Source organism: Syntrophorhabdaceae bacterium (genome assembly GCA_035541755.1).
In the GTDB taxonomy this organism is placed as follows: Bacteria; Desulfobacterota; Syntrophorhabdia; order Syntrophorhabdales; family Syntrophorhabdaceae; genus PNOF01.
On the sequence record DATKMQ010000055.1, the window covers coordinates 22798 to 41313 of the forward strand.

Annotated in this window: 15 protein-coding genes; 9 read left to right on the plus strand and 6 right to left on the minus strand. The window is 49.7% G+C overall.

The window, feature by feature from the left end:
• The first annotated feature begins 3 nt into the window (after positions 1 to 3).
• Positions 4 to 822, plus strand: a complete 819-nt coding sequence (locus VMT62_04670) for a cytidylate kinase-like family protein (GenBank protein ID HVN95698.1) — start codon at positions 4 to 6, stop codon at positions 820 to 822.
• Between the two features lie 109 nt (positions 823 to 931).
• Here VMT62_04670 and VMT62_04675 read toward each other — a convergent pair whose 3' ends face one another.
• Positions 932 to 2914 carry an APC family permease gene (locus VMT62_04675; GenBank protein HVN95699.1) on the minus strand — a complete coding sequence of 661 codons (1983 nt, stop codon included), beginning with the start codon at positions 2912 to 2914 and terminating at the stop codon, positions 932 to 934.
• Positions 2915 to 3307: 393 nt separating this feature from the next.
• On the opposite strand from VMT62_04675, the gene VMT62_04680 reads away from it, so the two are divergent.
• Together VMT62_04680 and VMT62_04685 are read left to right on the plus strand one after the other, a co-directional pair.
• Positions 3308 to 3853: a helix-turn-helix domain-containing protein gene (locus tag VMT62_04680; GenBank protein ID HVN95700.1), complete on the plus strand. Its 546-nt coding sequence runs from the start codon at positions 3308 to 3310 to the stop codon at positions 3851 to 3853.
• 80 nt (positions 3854 to 3933) lie between these two features.
• Positions 3934 to 5664 carry an AAA family ATPase gene (locus VMT62_04685; GenBank protein HVN95701.1) on the plus strand — a complete coding sequence of 577 codons (1731 nt, stop codon included), beginning with the start codon at positions 3934 to 3936 and terminating at the stop codon, positions 5662 to 5664.
• 33 nt (positions 5665 to 5697) lie between these two features.
• On the opposite strand, the gene VMT62_04690 is transcribed toward VMT62_04685, so the two are convergent.
• The 4 genes from VMT62_04690 to VMT62_04705 form a co-directional block, all read right to left on the minus strand.
• Positions 5698 to 6591 carry a tetratricopeptide repeat protein gene (locus tag VMT62_04690; protein HVN95702.1) on the minus strand — a complete coding sequence of 298 codons (894 nt, stop codon included), beginning with the start codon at positions 6589 to 6591 and terminating at the stop codon, positions 5698 to 5700.
• A 211-nt stretch (positions 6592 to 6802) separates the two neighbouring features.
• Positions 6803 to 8761, minus strand: coding sequence for a DUF3488 and transglutaminase-like domain-containing protein (locus VMT62_04695; GenBank protein ID HVN95703.1), 1959 nt, complete (start codon positions 8759 to 8761; stop codon positions 6803 to 6805).
• Positions 8762 to 8765: 4 nt separating this feature from the next.
• Positions 8766 to 9578, minus strand: a complete 813-nt coding sequence (locus VMT62_04700) for a DUF58 domain-containing protein (GenBank protein HVN95704.1) — start codon at positions 9576 to 9578, stop codon at positions 8766 to 8768.
• Between the two features lie 116 nt (positions 9579 to 9694).
• Positions 9695 to 10627, minus strand: coding sequence for a MoxR family ATPase (locus tag VMT62_04705; GenBank protein ID HVN95705.1), 933 nt, complete (start codon positions 10625 to 10627; stop codon positions 9695 to 9697).
• 110 nt (positions 10628 to 10737) lie between these two features.
• On the opposite strand from VMT62_04705, the gene VMT62_04710 reads away from it, so the two are divergent.
• Positions 10738 to 11643: a phosphatidylglycerol lysyltransferase domain-containing protein gene (locus VMT62_04710; protein ID HVN95706.1), complete on the plus strand. Its 906-nt coding sequence runs from the start codon at positions 10738 to 10740 to the stop codon at positions 11641 to 11643.
• 105 nt (positions 11644 to 11748) lie between these two features.
• On the opposite strand, the gene VMT62_04715 is transcribed toward VMT62_04710, so the two are convergent.
• Positions 11749 to 13377, minus strand: coding sequence for a thiamine pyrophosphate-binding protein (locus VMT62_04715; GenBank protein HVN95707.1), 1629 nt, complete (start codon positions 13375 to 13377; stop codon positions 11749 to 11751).
• Positions 13378 to 13500: 123 nt separating this feature from the next.
• Between VMT62_04715 and VMT62_04720 the strand changes: the two genes are divergently transcribed.
• The 5 genes from VMT62_04720 (at position 13501) to nspC (ending at position 18307) form a co-directional block, all read left to right on the plus strand.
• Positions 13501 to 14052 carry a cupin domain-containing protein gene (locus tag VMT62_04720; protein HVN95708.1) on the plus strand — a complete coding sequence of 184 codons (552 nt, stop codon included), beginning with the start codon at positions 13501 to 13503 and terminating at the stop codon, positions 14050 to 14052.
• Between the two features lie 135 nt (positions 14053 to 14187).
• Positions 14188 to 14733, plus strand: a complete 546-nt coding sequence (locus VMT62_04725; protein HVN95709.1) for an arginine decarboxylase, pyruvoyl-dependent — start codon at positions 14188 to 14190, stop codon at positions 14731 to 14733.
• A 1-nt stretch (position 14734) separates the two neighbouring features.
• The gene (gene speB, locus VMT62_04730) at positions 14735 to 15607 is read left to right on the plus strand and encodes an agmatinase (protein ID HVN95710.1); all 873 of its coding nucleotides are present in this window, start codon (positions 14735 to 14737) and stop codon (positions 15605 to 15607) included.
• A gap of 111 nt (positions 15608 to 15718) precedes the next feature.
• On the plus strand, positions 15719 to 16957 hold the full coding sequence (locus VMT62_04735) for a saccharopine dehydrogenase family protein (GenBank protein HVN95711.1): 1239 nt from the start codon (positions 15719 to 15721) through the stop codon (positions 16955 to 16957).
• A 114-nt stretch (positions 16958 to 17071) separates the two neighbouring features.
• Complete coding sequence (gene nspC, locus VMT62_04740; GenBank protein ID HVN95712.1) at positions 17072 to 18307, plus strand: carboxynorspermidine decarboxylase; 1236 nt, start codon at positions 17072 to 17074, stop codon at positions 18305 to 18307.
• Positions 18308 to 18516 lie beyond the last annotated feature (209 nt).

The following is an 18516-nucleotide window of genomic DNA, read 5'->3' on the forward strand; positions in this document are numbered from 1 at the left end:
ACTATGGCAATTCTGACAATATCCCGTCAAATGGGAAGCGAAGGTTTGCAAATTGGGAAAACCGTGGCCGAGCAAATAGGGTACGATTTCTTCGATAAAGAAAAGATTCTTGACCAGTTGAAACAGGACGGCCCGCTGTGGGAGGAAACAGGAAGAGAACTTGATGAACGCAACCCCTCGCTCTGGGAAAAATATGAATGGCAATACAGAGGTCTCATCGCCCTTGAACAAAGCCACATACTCGATTGTGCGCTTAGGGACAGGGTCGTTATCATAGGCAGGGGAGGGAATTTCCTTCTCGAAGGCATCCCTTATGCGTTAAGAACACTCGTCGTCGCACCGATGGAGGTGAGACTCAAGAGGGTCACTGAGGAGAAGACATGCGCTGATTTCATCTGTATAGACCCGAAACTGGCGCATAGTATACTTGAAAAGGCGGACAGGGAAAGCGACGAACTGATGCACTCCGAGTTCGGCAAGCGCTGGGATGACCCGAGCGGCTATGACGTGATATTCAATTTAGAAACGCTGAGTGTGGAAGAGGTAGCCGCGACGCTCAAGGCCATGCTCGCAAGAAGGGATGCGTTCAAGAATACACAGGCCGAGAGCGAGCTAAAGAAGCGTGCCGTTGCCGCGAAGATAAATGCAGCGATTCTTACGAATCCTGCCGTCTCAATTCCGACCCTCGAGGTAATGAATGTCGATGAGGGGATACTCTTGCGCGGCCTTGTCCATAACGCAAAAGAGCATAAGCTCATCGAAGATCAGGCCAAGAAACTTGCCGGGAATGTTCCTGTCAAGTGCGAGTTGCACTACCGGTAAGGCGGAACTCTCGAGACCTGAAGGGGCTTATTGCTGTATGGTCTTCAGGGCTCGTTCGGGTAACGTACTGAGAGGACTATCTGTTGACATAGAGCTTATTCGGGCCATACTACATGTTGACCCTGATGGGCAAAATTACTGTTGCAATGCCGTCCCATTGGAGCCGCCGCTGAATGGCGTAAGCGGTCTCGTTGTGCAGGACCTTTTGGAACGGGGTCTCATGCTTGAATACGAGTTTTCCGGTGAACACGGTGGAACGGGGAAACTCATTGACCGTGGCTTCCACGAGTTCTGTTACACTGTCGACAACGTCAGTCGCGATGTTTGTCCGGTAGTCAGCAGGAAAGCCGTGGGAACGGGTTATTTTCACGTATTTCATTAGCCCTTTCTTTGCCGATTCCCTGAGGGCCTCCATCTCGGCAATCCCCTTAAATGATCCTGAATCTACCTCTGCCACGGAAACAAAGATAAAGTTCTTATACACGTTTGGAAAATTCTTAACGATCGAAAGAAGTGTATGAAGTCCGAAGCCGTTAAAGCCGCCCACGAGAAGAACCGCCGTCATTTCTTTCGGGTCCACAGGCTCATTGTTGAAGGGGGCCGTTGCCGGTATGTCGGAGAGCGTCTCTTCGAGTTGACGCACGCTGCTTCTGACCTTTCGATAGTGGCTTCGAATGAGATAGCACAGGCCTACCACCAGAGAAGTGATAAAAAGGGTGACCCAGCCTCCTTCGGTAAACTTCTCATAGACCGTTACCATGAGAATTGTGACGCAGAGACCGAGACCTATGATATGGATTACGATGTGCTGTTTCCATTTCAGGTCCAGTTGCCTGTTTTTGAGATAAAAGCGAACCATGCCGAATTGTGAAAGGGAGAAGGTGAGAAAAACGTTGATCGAATACATAACCACAAGGGCAGATACCGACCCTCGTGTATAGACAAGCAGGCAGATTGCAGCCGTACCCATGAGGAGTACCCCGTTCTGCATGGAAAGCCTCTCCGAGAGCGCGGCAAACCGTCTCGGAAACCATGAATCAATCGCCATATTTGACATGACCCGAGGACCGTCAATAAAACCGGCCTGGGCGCCAACAACGAGGAGGGCGCCTTCCGAGAGAATCGTAATCAGAGCGAGATAATACCCCAGAGGCCACCTTCCAAAGATACTATCGGCGAGAACGGCATTGAGAGTTCTGCCTTCGATCGGTTGTATTCTGAAGAGGAAATAACAGAACAAGAGGCCGCCGGCCGTGATGGCAAGGGAGGTTGCCATATACAGCATCGTGCGTTTCCCCGTATGGACTTTGGGCTCGCGCATGATCTGCATGCCGTTGGATACGGCCTCAAGACCTGTGTATGTGCCGCCGCCGAGAGAAAAGGCGCGCAGAAACAACGATAGCACCCCGATGAACCCTATGGCCGAGAGGTCATAGCGAAATGAGCCTTTGAGCTCGCTGACAAGCGGCCTGACCTGGTCCGTGTGGGTGATTATGCCATGTCCGATCAAGATAGCGTGTGTCAGCACGAATACCATGAAGATGGGGGCAAGCATTGTAACCGATTCCTTGACCCCTCGGAGATTGAGCACCACGAGGAGAAAGATGAGGAAGACGACGAAGAATATTTTATACTGCTGGTACGAGAGGGGTAGAAAACTGAAGAGTGCGTCACCGCAGGAGACGAGCGACACCGTGATTGTCAGCATATAGTCGACGAGCAAGGCACATCCCGATATGACGCCGGCATTTTCGCTTATCGTGTGGGTCGCAACGATGTAGCCGCCACCCCCGTGAGGGAAATGTTCGATGATCCGGGAGTAGGCATAGGATATGATAATAACAGTGAACGCCGTGGCGAGTCCCAGAAAGAGGGCGAGATAGGTATGCCTCCCCAGGGCCCTGAACGCTTCCTCGGGGCCATAGGAAGATGAGGAAAGTCCATCGGCCCCAAGCCCTATCCATGCCAGAATAGGAATGAGGGACAATTTGTGAAATATGGAAGGTTCGTTGACGTCACGGGGCGCACCGATAATCTTTCTCTTTAGCCTTTCGAGTATTCTCTGTTCGTTTTCCGGAGCGGCCGGTTCCATTCATTCTCCTTGTGTGTGGATATGTTATCGTGTGCGACCAGGATATGGCAAGAGAAATGTCTTCATCAGATTATGGCGGATAGTGTAACGCAGGTCACAAAAAAAATGCAACTTATAGAGCGCACTACCTTACAGAAAGCCCGATCCAGGAAAGAGCGTACAGGAACCGCAGAGGCTGCCAAAGCACCTACCCGGGAGGCTTTCGAAGCGAGGGAGAGTGGCCTTGATTTTTCATTGACACATTTTTTGGAATAAGTTCTAATATAGTAGGACTTGTTTCAGGAAGTAATTTGATATAAAATGCGCATAAATGTTTATATCAAAAGTAAAGAAACCGACGGCAAATGCGATAATAAGCGTATGGATTTATAAAAACGTTGGAGAAGAGGAATCATGGAAAAACTCTGCATTGTAAAAAGGAGAACCAAAACCACAGAACCGGGGCAGGATTCCACAACAACGATAGTCACCCAGGAAAGGGAGACGGTTGTGGAGGAAACGGATGTCCAGGAACTGGACAAAACCCCAAGTTCCAGTCCATCGAACGGCTTTAACGTTCATGATGGCGACCACCTGATATTCAAAGAGGTTGCCGGCGATGAGGAGCAGATATTTTCCATCCAGTTGACGCCGGAGCAGTCGCAGGTTGTCCAGTCCATGAATTGCATTAAAGACCTCCTCTCAGGAAAACATCACGGCGTGAAGATGTCCATGCAACAGACGGTTGACGGAAAGACTGCCTTCAATTTTCACTTCAAACCTGTGTACACCACCCGAATGCTGGATGCACACGATGTGGCTATTATGCTTCAAATAAGCAAGAGCATGCTTTACCGACTCGTCAGAGAAAAAGAGCTGAAGAGCTACAAAGTGGGTCATCTGAGACGCTTTTTGCTTGAAGATGTTGTGGGATATTTGAGTGGTAGTATTCGAATCTGAAGCCTTGCAGGTTTGTGTGGTAATGACGATAACAGCCGGTTTTAATATATGCAGTTCCCGAAGTGAAGGAGGTTATCTACATGTATACTGATTATTGGGGACTCAAGAAGGCGCCGTTCGACAACGTGCCGGACCCTTCGATGTATGTTGAAGCGCATGCATCCGTTGAGAATACCATAGCGGAAACTCTGTTTGCCATTGAGGAAGGGAATGAATGTCTCACCGTCATAGTGGGCGATGTTGGCTTGGGAAAAACACTGTCTCTACGGATGATCCTTGATTCGCTGGATCATGAGAAATATAAGATCGCTTTCGTCACAAATCCGGATATGTCATTCGTGCAGCTCTTGCGGGAGATCATTGGCCAACTTACCGGCAAAGAGTGCGAGGTAAAGGGAAAGATCGAGTTACTCGAAGTCTTCAACAAGCTTCTTTTTTCCACGGCCGACGAAGGAAAAAAGGTGCTCATATTCATTGATGAGGCAAACGCGATCTCCCCCACAAATCTGGAGAGCTTAAGACTTCTCACGAACATGCAGGATGATGACAGGAATCTTTTCACGATAGTTTTAGCCGGACAGCTGGAATTTGCCAAGAGGCTCGAGCATCCCAAGCGGGCAAATCTTTATCAACGCATCGGTACATACAACCGAATCGAAAAGATGGAAAGCGAAGAACTGGTCAAGAAATACGTCGAGACGAGACTTAAACTGGCGGGAGCTTCGAAAAACTTTTTTACCGACGACGCCGTGCACTGGCTCTGGGAGTTTTCGGAACACGGTGTGCCTCGGCTCATCAACAAGATAGCGAAACTATGCCTCAAAGCCGGCGAAACGAATAATTTTCACACAATTAATGGAGAGATTGTACAACAGATCGGAGACCGGTTCGACAAAATGACAGGTCCCGCTGTGCAAAGAAGACGGATGAAAGAATCGCCGGTCCCTCAGGTCGCCAAGAAGGAAGCGGCTGAAGAGACCTTTGTGCCGGAGAAGCCCATAAAGACTCCTGAACACGCACAAGAGAAAGCGCCCGCTTTTATGGCCCCGCCGCCTCCACCGCCCCCTCCTCCCCCTCCTCCCCCTCCACCGCCCCCTCAGGCTGCCCCTGCGGTCAGCACTGCGCCGGAGATGAGCGTAGCGCGCCCACAGACGGAACCCGTTGAACTGGAATCTCAAGCGATGGCAGAAGAGCCGGTGATTGAAGTACCGAAACAGGATTTGAAGGAAGAAATCTTCCTTAAGCTCGAAGAAGAAGTCGAAGAATCATCGGCCGAGCCGATCCTGGAAAAGGCTGCGGCCGCTCCGCCGCCTCCTCCTCCGCCGCCTCCGCCACCACAGATATCGGCAGATTCTATTCCTCAACAGAAGATTGAGGAGCGCCTGGAAACAAGGGTGCCTGCGCCTGAAGTGCCAAAAGAAGTGCCTGTTGTCGAAAAATTGGAAGATAAGATTGTCGAAAAGGCAGCGCCTCCGCCGCCTCCTCCTCCACCTGCACCACCAGAAGCAAAAGAAACGGAACCAATGGAAGCGGCGACAAAGGATGTGGTTCGCCCGACCGAAAAAGAGGCGCCTGAAGCGGGGGAAGACCCGGACACGATAATCATAGCCGGTTGCAAGATTAAGATCGATATAGCGCCGCATATTATTGAGCAGACGCACTCGGTGAGCATTGAACAACGCCGGAAGGTTGCCGGTGTGCTCGCGGCCCAGACCCTTGAAAAGAACCCGCAATTAACGGCTTCACCCACGGTGGATCCGGTGTCCGTGTGGAGCGACATTTTGAACTTGATTATGAAGAGGCTTGAGTAGTCGAGTACTGAACAGGAATCCGCAAAAAAAGGTTTATCTCAATTCTTCCAACAGTTGCTTGGCGCCCCAGTGATTGGGATTGACGGATAGCACAAACTGAAGCCTTTGTTTGATTTCACCGATGCTGTCCTGGTTGAGTTTCGATTTATCCTCGAGATATTGGAGTCTGGCTACATTAAAATGGATTTCTTCCTGGTAATTGTCGATGGCTAGAGATTTGCCATAGGCAAAAACCGCTTGCTTGATACTCCCTAGCTCCTCATAGATGGTGCCCAGGCTATTCCATGCATCGGTGTTGTCCTCGCTAAGTTGTATGATCTGAGAGTAGCAGTCAAAGGCTTTCCTGTGTTCCCCCTGCTGCATCTGAAGACGTCCCAGATTATTTAGAGCTTTGAGATGGCGAGGATCGATCTTTAAGACCTCCATATATTGTTCGATGGCTTCATCGAACATATCGTGTCGGTCGTAGACTGCGGCGAGGTAAAAATGTGGCTGTGACGCATTGGGCTCGATACTGATCGCTTTCTCCCAGAGCGCTATGGCGCCGTTATAGTCCCCCTGAAGCTCGGCTATGTGGGCGAGGTTGATGTAAGACTCCATGTGTTTGGGGTTAAGTTTTAATGCCAGCTCATACATCTGTTTTGCGCTGCCAAAGCGTTCCATTTTTTCGTATGCGTAGCCGAGATTGTTGTATGCTTCGATATTTTCTGGTTCCAGTTGAACGACCTTGGCAAAGAACTTGAGCGCCTTCTCATACTCTTCCCTCTTGATGTATATGAGGCCGAGATTGACGTAGGCGTCAGTATATTTGGGGTCAAGCTGTATGCACGTCTTGTATGCCTTGATAGCTTTATCAAATGACTGCTCCAGTAAATGGCAGTGATATCCTTCCAAGAACCATTGCTGGGCAGTCTTTCTTACCGCCATTCATCCCTCTCTGTATGATGAAATATGAAATTAAATACTGTCACTTGGCTCGTAGTAAATCATATGAATTTGCGGTGGCCGAAACACCAGTCTCATGTTAGCAAAGAGGTGCTTCATTGTCAAGGGCAAAAGGGGCAAGAAGCCATGCGGGTGAAGGCGCGGCGATTGAGAGCTTTCGACACATTCATTTGATCAAAGGCCAACCAATTTCTCATACCCTGGACGGTATCTGTCGAATGATTTCTTTGAGAGCATTAATCTTTCCTCTATCGAATTTCTTATCATGATAGTAGGTTTTTTCAAACTCCGTCACGAAGCGGCACGCATATGTTCTGACCTCACTATCAGCAACGGAGGCGACAAATTCCTCAAGACCCTGGCAATCTCTTCTGTTATAGCCATGCTTCTCCATTCTTCTCAAGAACTGCCCGATGACTCTGTTTTCGGGCGTCATTTTGTTGAGCAAGAATCGTCTGGCGAGAAAGATGATAGAGGTCGTAAGGGCGAGAACCAGGACGATTGCTAAAATGCGCCGTCTGCTAAGAGAGAGATTGAAAGAAGGTTTCCTGAATCCTGTCATGAAAGTGTGGGCGATAGATAACTGCTTTTCAAGATTGTAATTGATCACGATGCCATACCAGTAATAGTTGATGGTGTCGAAAAAAATCTGTAAGTGAAGAAACGTATTTTTCCCGGGAAAGGTGTAGACATCCGTGGATGCAGGCGTAGGATCCAAGCGCACCCATCCCCTTCCTGCAATGAAGGCTTCCACCCAGACATGGGCGGTCTTCTGCGGGACTATATAATAATCTCCCATATCATTGTAATAGCCGCCGTGGTATCCTCCGATAAGTCTTGAGGGGATCTTCGCGATCCTCAGCATAACGGCCATGGCAGAGGCAAAGTATTCGCAATTTCCACGCTTTGTTTCAAAGAGGAAAGATTCAAGCGGATTCTTGGACACAGGGAGGCTCTCGAGAGAATATCCATACTGTCCGCTCTTAAGATAGCGAAAGATAGCGCTCACGGATTCTTCCTGGCTCTTTGTGGAAGTAAGGCTGCGGACGAGTTCGACGATCTTCGGCGATAGTCGGGCGGGTAGCTGTAGATAGGTCTTAACGTCTATCTTTTCCTCCGCGATAGTGTCCGATATAGCCGACGTAACTTCGTAGCGGATCCTTCGCTCCATAGTCGCAGGCGAGACGTAGGTCAGATCTTTACGCCTCTTCGCCCTTCTCTGCGACATGAAGAGAGGTTTGTCGAGACCAAAGAGATAGACGTTCTGATAGGGTTCAAGGTATATAGTCTGCTTCAAAATCCTGCCAGACATGCGCGGATGCGATGGGTACTCGGTCACGGCCGTTAATGCCGTTTTTTCTGAAGTGTTCCAGGAAGTCCCGTCAAAATAGTCAAGGGTGATTCCTCTCCAATAGAGTAGAGCTTCATCAATCTTTTCCATATGCGCCCTGAAGATGACGCTTGCGTCCTCCTGAATGCTCGATATTTCGCCAAGCCTCACCCTGTCAGTGAAACCGGTTTTAGCATCACCCGGTCTATTGAGAAAGTCGAGAAGGGGATATTGCGCTCTTGGAAGTATTACGAACATCAGCGCAGAGAGAGGAATGGCGAGGATGGGTATGTAGAGGCATTTCAGGACCATTTTTCTGGCGGTCTCGCGAGTGAGCTCGAGGTTGGGGTCCTGGGCGTAGTACGTGAGAAACACGAAGGCTATGGACAGAAGAAAGACGAAGAGCAGTAGATAGACAACAAAGATCACACCGAGCGTGAAAAGCCCTATGCCGGAAAGGAGGAAGAGCGATATGGCGTATATTTGCATGTAGTCTCTCACCTGTTCAAGCTCAAGAAACTTGATGCCGAGAAGCATGAGAAGGGCCTCAAGCATCTCGGTCACAAAGTCGTCCTTGTTAAGCGTGAAAAGAAAAAAGAGCACCACCGCTATGGAAAAGATCGTGAGTAGACGGCGTGACACGGAAATGCCTTTGAATTCCCTGTAGATCGCGACTGCAAAAAGAAGCAGGAAGATAAGGGAGTATTCAAGATGGATATAACCCGTGAGCGCGGCAAAAGAAAGCATGCCGATGCACGCGGTCAATCCCTTTATGAGAGACTCTATTCTGAACTGACGTGGGATGATCATCGCTACTGACATGAGCTCAGCCTGAAGTATGATTCGGTATTGCGTCGGGCACGAGCGTACCGGCGCTATTGATTCTCGTGTTCGTTCCGTACAGGGCAAGTTCTCTGAGAAGATTAAGTCTGTGGCTCGGTGAAGCTTCGGGTGGATAGAATCTTCCGTCTATCTTTAACCCTACGGGAATGTTCTTTTTTGACAGTTGAACAATGGTGTAAGCGAGAGACGAAAGCCTTTCTTCGATATCCTTGACTGCCACCTTTTCAAAATCTATGATTACAGGCCTGTATGAAAGGGAAGAGAGCTCTTTTGTCTTGAGTTTGCCCGTCTTTGCCGTAGCTTTCCAGTGTATGTATTTGAAAGGGTCTCCCCGCACATATTCTCTGATAGACACAATGTCCGATTCATAACCTAACGCGTCCGAGAGCCGTTCTCCGCGTCCCCTCGTTTCGACCGGATAGACCGTAAAGAGTTCGCAAGGTTTAAGCGAAGGGAATACAATACAGCTCACGCTCCGACCCGTATCTTTGAAACGTGTGAAGAAGTTAAAGGGGAACACGGAATAGATGTGAGAATCTTGTATGGTATGCAATCCCCTTTTTGGAAAGGAGATGTCCGTATTAAGAGACGACGTGTCGGCCGCGTCAGTAAACGGAAACAGGGCGTCGAACTTATCTGTCTTCAGTCGGACGAGAAAGGCGGGCAAAAACCTCTTTTTGTTGTTGAGGGTGATTCTTATCGGAACCGGGGCGCCCGCGTAGATTTCTCGGGGCATATCGATGGCGAAATCAAGTTTAGAAAGATTTGCTTTTCCGAAAAGGCCGGAGAGGCTCATGAAGCTTAACAGTGCGGAAACGATGATATAAATGAGGTTATTGTTTGTATTAGTTGCAGCGACCCCGAGGAAGATGGTGACTACGATATAAAGAAATCCCGCCTTGGAGATTCTGATTACAGGGGTATTGGTATTGCGTTTACGATGGATCTTATGACCTCCCTTTTGTTGATGTTTTCGTATTCTTCCTTAAATATTACCCGGTGCGATATGGTATATTCCGCGAGTTCCTTGATGTCTTCGGGAATGACGAAATCCCTTCCATGAAAGTACGCGTTCGTTTTCGCAGTATTCGTGATGGTGAGGGCGCCCCGCGTGGATAGGCCGGCGGAGAGATAATCGCTCTCTCGTGTAGCATGGAGTATTAAGAGGGTATATTCAAGAATCTTGTCCGAAATATAAACGGTCTTTGTTATCTCGTCCTGTATCGCGGCCACGTCGTCCTGGTTTACGACCGGGTCAATGAGATATATGTCTTCCCGTTTGCTGCCTATCTTCAGTATCTCTCTTTCCGCGTCCCGCGAAGGATAACCGATACTGATTTTCATCATGAACCTATCGAGCTGTGACTCAGGAAGAGGAAACGTACCGAATTGTTCAGCCGGGTTCTGAGTGGCGATGACGCTGAATAATTTTGGAAGTTTGTATGTTCTTCCCTCGATGGTTACCTGCTTTTCTTCCATGGCCTCGAGGAGAGCGCTCTGCGTTTTTGGTGTCGCCCTGTTTATTTCATCGCAGAGCACTATGTTATTGAATATGGGGCCTGGATGGAATTCAAACTCCCCGGCCGTTTTGTTGTATATGGACAGTCCGGTAATGTCTGTGGGTAACAGGTCGCTTGTGCACTGAATTCTCCCAAATGTGAGGCCCAGAGATTTTGCTATGCCGATAGCGAGCGTGGTCTTTCCCAAGCCGGGCAGATCTTCTATGAGAAGGTGGCCTCGTGAAAAAAAAGAGATAAGCGATAGGTTAAGCGGCTCCTCCTTTCCCTGAAGATAAGTGGATAACGAGCTCTTTATAAAATCTATCTTATGCGAATTGGGCCCCATATGATGTCCGCCGGTCTCCTTTTTGCATTATAGTAACATATTTGTGCGCTTAAGGTCTTGATCTACGGCACAGTTTGACAAAATCGGTATTTTCATATTCAATTATGCCTATGCAAAATCCGCAGTTCCCTGATTTTAAACCAATCGGGCTTGAAGATCGTGAGTTCATTGATGGTCTTTTGTCCGCAGATAACCCAACGATTTCCGAGATGACCTTCACGAATCTTTTTATATGGCGCCGTCATTACGCGTTTCAATGGTCGATATACAAGGACTGGCTTTTTATCATATCCGGACAAGGCCAGGGTGGCGTCTACGCTTTCGAGCCCATAGGCTCGTCGCCGCGGAAAGAAGCCGTTTTCACACTTCTCACGTGGCTTCGCGATACCATGCAAGTAGAAGACGCGAGGATAGAAAGGGCAGATCAAAAACTTATTTCGGAGTTAAGCGACCTGCCAGACTTCTCTATTGAGCCTCTCCGGGACCATTTCGATTACGTCTATCGCAGGGAAGACCTGGTGCAGCTTGCAGGCAACAAGTACCGATCCAAGAGAAACCACATTAACCAGCTCCTGCGTTTTCACGCGTGCGTCTACGAACCTCTTCAAGGTCGGCATATCGACGACTGCCTGGAGTTGCAGGAAAAATGGTGCCAGATGCGCAGATGCGAAGACGACTTGAGCCTGCTCAGCGAACATGAGGCGATTGTGGAAATACTCACCCATTTTGACGCATTGCAAGTCCAGGGCGGAGTGGGTCTCGTGGGAGGAAAACTCGGGGCTTTCACTATCGGTGAGCAACTGAATAGTGATACGGCCGTAATCCACATCGAAAAGGCGGACCCGGAGATGTCGGGTCTCTATTCGTTCATTAACCAGCAGTTTTGTGAAAATGTGTGGCAGCACGTTACCTACATCAACAGGGAACAGGATCTGGGCATACCTGGACTGCGTGAAGCAAAGCTTTCCTACTATCCCGATCACTTTTCGGAAAAGTTCAGGATTCGTTTGAAATAGTTCGGGCGGTTTGCCGGAAAAGATCCTGCCCGGCGCCCGGCATCGTGCGCAACAGGTTCTTGTCGGAGCCGTCTATTTTCTCTCGGGCAAGTTGTGGTTCAGCGTTCAGACGTTTTTCTGGTTTCTCCATGGTGGTGGGGAAACGGGGTGCACGAATTCGATGAGAAAGGGTTCATCCCACGTTACATCGTTGCGGAATATTCTTGCGAGACCCTTGAGGGTTTTAGTGCGTTTTGCCTTAATGTCAAACGCCCGGGCCAACTTCACGAAATCGGGATTTCTGAGATTCATGAAGCCTTGAATGGCGTAGCGATCGATCATGGCGTCTTCGAGAATAGCGAAGCTATTGTTGTTGTAAATAAAGATTACGACCGGGATGTTATATTGCTTCATAACGGCTATTTCCGACAGGGTGGGCAGAGCCCCGCCATCCCCGCATAAAGCGAGGCACGGCCTGTCCGGACGCGCGATTCTGGCTCCGATGGCCGCCGGTATGGAATAGAAGATCGGTGATACGCCCCGGGGCATGAGAAAGCTGTTCCTAAGATATACCGGCAGGTAATATTCCGACCAGTAAGAGGGGATATTCAAGTCGCACGCAATAGTCGTGCTCTCGGGAATAGAATCACGTATACATTTCATCACGGCGTACCCCGGAGCGCTTAGGGCAAGCCTCGCTTCCTCCTGACGCTGCAAGGTCTTGAGATGTTCGAGATCCCATCGGAAGACTTTCCTCTCCATGATGCGTTTTATGCCAAGAAGAGCCTCCTCCACATTGCCGGCGAACTTGAGCCGTGCAGCATAGTTCTTATCCATCCATTGATCGTCGATATCGATGTGAACAAGTTCCCTGAAACTCACGCCTCTCCGCCCGGCATCGACGTCGCGGAGCCTTGTCCCTATAGCGATGATGAGATCGGATGATGTGAGGATATCCCGCACAACACCCTTTCTCATGATATTACCGAAGGCGTACGGGTTATCTTCGCGCACGACGCCTTTGCCTCCCGTGGTGCTTAAGAACGGGATGGAAGAATTGCGGCATATGTCGTTAAGAGCAAGACTGGCATTCTCGGTCATGAGAGCGGCTCCTCCCACAATAATCGGGTTCGTCTTGGTCTTAAGGAGCTCTGCGAAGGTGTGAAGAAAGGTGCGAATATCACCTTCTTTCCGGTCTTTCGGAACGGGGTCGGAGGCGTCGATCTGTTTGTGCACGGGAGCAATTCCCGAAATCTCTTTACCGAACATGGTGTGTGGAACGGATATGAGAGTGGGGCCGCGCCGGCCGGAGCCGGCTTCTTCGTATGCCTGCTGAAGAACTTGGGGCAGATCAGTTGGATCGATTACCCGATAGCTCTTCTTGATGAAGCGGCTAAAGATATTTTCGGGCTCCACAATGCCATGGAGAATACCTTTATTCAATTCGCTTGTTTCCACGTCTATGTGTATGATGAAAAGAGGAATGTCATCATGAAAGGCTTCCATGCATCCGGAGACGATGTTACCGAGTCCTGGTCCGGCGGTAACGAGCAGCACGCCGGTCCTCCCCGACGCCTTTGCATAGCCTTGAGCCATAAATATCATGTCAGATTCATGTCTGCACGTAATTATGCGCATATTTTTCTGGTGGGACAGACGTTCGTTGAGCGGGAGCGTATGTATACCGGGTAACTGGAAGATGCACCGAATGTCATTTCTCTCAAAAAAATCTATAAGTGCTTGTTTTACCAGCATTTGGTGTCCAGACCCATTAGTTTAGCATAGTGAACATAGAAGTTAAATAAAAATTTACTTGACAAAGAAAAATAATACTAATAGTTTAATAACGTAAACTTTGTGTAAGCGTATATTGTTATTATGAAGATCGATAAAACAAGTATAGGTGACCGTATCAAAACCTTAAGGCAGGCGAAGAGCCTCACTCAGGAAGAATTGGGCACAAGAGCAGGCCTGACTAAAGGGTTTATTTCACAGGTGGAGCGAAACCATACCTCGCTTTCTGTTGAGAGCTTGATCGGCATTCTTGATGCCCTTGATGAGAAGCCATCGGCTTTCTTCAACGGGGCCTACGACGAAAAGATCGTGTTTGAGCCCAAAGACAGGGTGGACCTGGACATTAACGGCGTCAAGATGTTTCAGATACTCGTTCCCGCTGCCCAGAACAGGATGATGGACCCCGCACTGCTCATACTTGCAGTTGGAGAGAAAACCCCCGAGGAAGAACCGCACGAGGGCGAAGAGTTTGGATTCGTTATTGCGGGCAGTGTAGACCTTGTGCTCGGGGCAAGGACATACAAGTTGAAGAAAGGCGCATGTTTCTTCTTCAAAGCAAAAAAGAGACATTACATAGCGAACAGGCGAGCGAAAGAAGCTGTGGTGCTGTGGGTGTCTTCGCCTCCTAATTTTTAGGACCCCGTAACGGGAAAGGAATTTGTTTTAGGGAGGATGATAATATGGAACATCGTAAAAACACGCGTCGGGAGCAGGATGACGTTGGGTTTGCTGCCGTTGTCTCGTGGGATTAGGCGAATGGAGGATGAAGGAATGACCCCAAAAAAAGTTTTTCTTACAAAAGGAGTAGGCGTCCATAAAGACAAGTTATCATCCTTTGAGGTCGCATTGAGAAATGCCGGCATTGAGAAGTGTAACCTTGTCTATGTATCGAGCATATTTCCGCCCAAATGCAAGATTATCTCGAAGGCGGCTGGGCTCAAACAACTTCGGGCCGGCCAGATCACGTACTGTGTAATGTCACGTAATGAAACGAATGAGCCGAACCGTCTTATCTCCGCATCGGTCGGTTTTGCCATGCCCAAGGATTTTACGAACTATGGCTATATTTCCGAACACCACGCTTTCGGTGAAAAGGCTGTCGTGTCCGGCGAATATGCCGAAGACCTTGCCGCAACAATGCTCGCGAGTACACTTGGTTTGCCTTTTGATCCGAACGAGGCGTGGGATGAACGCAAGCAGTTCTACAGGGCGAGTGGCCATATATTCAAAACCAAGCACATTTGCCAGTCAGCGGAGGGAAACAAGGACGGTCTCTGGACCACCGTGCTGGCTTCGGCAGTCTTTATAATGGAATGAGATGTCGGATCGTCGCCTTGATTTTTGCGGGCTAAGAAGCAACGAGTCGCAATATGGGTCGGCTACTGCGGTCATTCTTCCGGTCCCCTTCGACAAGACGAGTACCTGGTGTAAGGGTGCAGACCAGGGGCCGAAAGCAATCATCGAGGCTTCGCGATATCTCGAATTCTACGATATCGAAACGGATACCGAGATTCTCACAAAGGGAATTTACACGGCAAGACCGATCAAAGCCGCCTCCTCCTCTGCGCTCATAAGAAAGACTGAAAGAGCCGCCTTACGGTTTATTCAAGACAATAAGCTCGTTGTAACGTTGGGCGGCGAACACTCCGTTTCCATCGGTGCTATTAAGGCGTACGCTGACCGGTTTCAAGGTTTAAGCGTATTGCACCTTGATGCTCATGCCGACTCCCGCGACTCATATGAAGGGAGCCGTTACAACCATGCCTGCGTCATTGCCCGTGTCCGTGAGGTTGTCGGGAACATCGTTTCCGTGGGAATACGCAGTATGGATGCGTCTGAGCGGCCGGGCATGGATAAGAAGAGAATGTTCTTCGCGCACACGATCTATGATTCCGAGGAGTGGATAACCCGGGTGGTGCGGCTACTCGGTAGGAACGTATACGTCACCATCGATCTCGATGTGTTCGATCCGGGCATCATGCCATCCACAGGCACGCCGGAGCCGGGCGGCCTGTCTTGGTATCAGGTCATGAAACTCCTCCGCGCGGTCTCGAAATCGAAGCGGGTTCTCGGGTTTGATGTGGTCGAACTGTGCCCGTCTCATGTGAAAGCGCCCGATTTTCTTGCCGCTAAATTGATCTACACGTTCTTAAGTTATATAGAAGCGAATGCGCCTCGTGGCATATCGTAGTGGTGTGTTGCGGAACTCGTCCGGAGCGCTTCCTGAGGCGCTGAAGTTGATGTGAAATGGAGCATTATAGTATAGAACCTCGCATGGAAGCCGTTGAGCTAGGAGACACATATGGATGATAGAAAGAAGCATGGAAGGATCATGATAATCGGGGCAGGGGGCGTTGCCCAGGTCGCCTGCCACAAGTGTGCGCAGGTTCCGGAGGTCTTTACGAGCATACTGGTTGCGAGCAGGACGCTCTCCAAGTGCGAGGCCATAAAGACCGACATCAAGTCAAGATATGAGAAAGACATTGAGGTAGCACAGGTAGATGCCGACAATGTGCCGGAATTATCGAAACTTATTCAGACGTACAAACCCGATTTGGTTCTCAATCTCGCGCTCCCCTACCAGGACCTGCACATCATGGATGCGTGCCTTGCCACAGGCGTTCACTACATAGATACGGCCAATTATGAACCGCTCAACGAGGCCCGTTTTGAATATAGATGGCAATGGGCCTATCAGGAACAGTTTGCCAGAAAAGGGATTATGGCGGTCCTCGGTTCGGGCTTCGACCCCGGCGTAACGAATGTCTTTACCGCCTATGCGATGAAGCATTTCTTTGACGAGATCAACTACCTGGACATACTTGACTGCAACGCGGGAGATCACGGCCGGGCCTTCGCCACCAACTTTAACCCCGAGATCAATATCAGGGAAGTGACACAAGTCGTACGACACTGGGAAGAGGGCAAATGGATAGAGTCACCGGCTATTATCGAAGAGGGTAGTACCCATTTCAGCTTTGACTATCCGGTTGCGGGAACCAGGGAGAGTTATCTGCTCTATCATGAGGAACTGGAATCGCTTGTTCAACACATAAAGGGACTCAAACGGGCCAGGTTCTGGATGACCTTCTCGCAGAACTATCTCACCCATCTCAGGGTACTCAGGAATATCGGTATGACACGCATAGATGAAGTGGATTACGAGGGCTGCAAGATCGTGCCTGTGAAGTTCCTCAAGGCGTTGCTCCCTGAGCCCGCTTCGCTCGGAGAGAGGTATACGGGAAAGACGGCGATCGGCAACATAATGACCGGAAAGAAGGATGGCAAAGCCCTTACCCGATATATCTACAATGTCTGCGACCATGAAGAGGCATTCAAGGAGACCGGAACACAGGCGATTGCCTATACCACAGGCGTTCCCGCCATGATCGGCGCCATGATGGTGCTGACCGGTGCGTGGCAGGGAGCCGGCGTGTTTAATATGGAGCAGCTTGATCCGGACGGATTCATGGAGGCCCTGAACAAGTACGGTCTCCCCTGGCAGGTTGTGGACCACGTACCCCTTCCCGGGAAAGCTTAAAACACGCACATGGGCATTCAAATAGAAATTGATAGGGTGGTGAGGGCGATCTCAGATAAAGATCCGTCTTGCCCACGGGCATATTATACTCTGTCAGATAGCGCGAGAAATAAAGTGATCGGCGCGCTTAACCCGAATTTACTTAAGTCGCTTACCGCCATACTCAAGAGAGAAAGAAAGAAAGCATTGAGCGCCGCAAATCGAAGATTTCTTGAGAGTGCGGCGGCATCGATACGCACCCCGGTCTATTTGATCGATGAGACATTGCTCGAAGAAAACATGCGGATCCTAAGGTACGTGAAGGACCGCACAGGCTGTAAGATACTGCACGCACTCAAGGCGTATGCGTCCTTCGCCACTTTTCCCGTGATGAGCCGGTATCTTGACGGGGTCTCGGCAAGCGGTCTCAACGAGGCGCGGCTCGGCCGTGAAGAATTCGGCAAGGAAGTGCATACCTTTGCAGCGGCGCTTAAGGACGATGAAGTGGGCAATGTACTGAAATATTCGGACGTATTGATCTTCAATTCTTATTATCAGCTCGAAAAATACGGGCCTCAAGCCCGAAAAACCGGGGTAGAGACCGGTATCAGGGTCAATCCCGGTTACGCCGAAGTGGTGACTGAGATGTACAACCCCTGTGCGCCCAATTCACGGCTTGGAATGGTCTACGATTCGTTCCGTCGAGAGTTTTCCCTGTATAAAGGTATGATTAGGGGTTTACACTTTCACGCCATGTGTGAGCAGAATTCGGACGTGCTTGAGAGGATACTTAAATCGTTTGAAAAGCTCTACGGGCCGTACATCAAGGAGGTGAAATGGGTCAATTTCGGCGGTGGACATCACATCACACGTGAGGATTATGACCTGGAGCGACTGATAAGGATGATAAACGCCTTCAAGAACAGATACGGGGTGCAGGTTTATCTGGAGCCCGGTGAGGCGAGTGTCCTGAATGCCGGAGTGCTGATCTCCTCGGTGCTTGATGTCGTGAAGAACCAAATGGACATCGCCATCATGGATGCTTCAGCGGAGACGCATATGCCCGACGTGCTGCTCATGCCTTATAGGCCGCACGCGTTGCAGTCGGGTACAGCGCGCGAAAAGAAATACACATACAGGGTTGCAGGACCAAGTTGTCTTGCCGGGGACGTAATCGGCGATTACTCCTTTGACCGGCCTCTTAAACGAGGCGACAGGCTCGTGTTTACGGACATGGCCCTATACAGCATTGTAAAGAACACCACATTCAACGGGATCAATTTACCCGATATAGCGGTGGTAGGACAAGGGAAGGCCGCGAAGGTAATAAAGCGATTCGGCTATAAGGATTACAGAAATAGACAATCGTAATGGGAAGGCCTGTCCTCGCGTGATTCATGTAACGCTACGCCTGCCTTTCAAGCTCGGGCACCTCGCAAAAATCTGGATTGAGCGTAGGGATGGAGTGAGTTAGAAGTGGCACCGTGGCCGGGCAGCTTAGCCGAATCCCGACTGCTTCTTTATAAAATCTTCACTTGACTTTGGGTTATGCACTGTGATACACGTTATTCCGCCTGAAA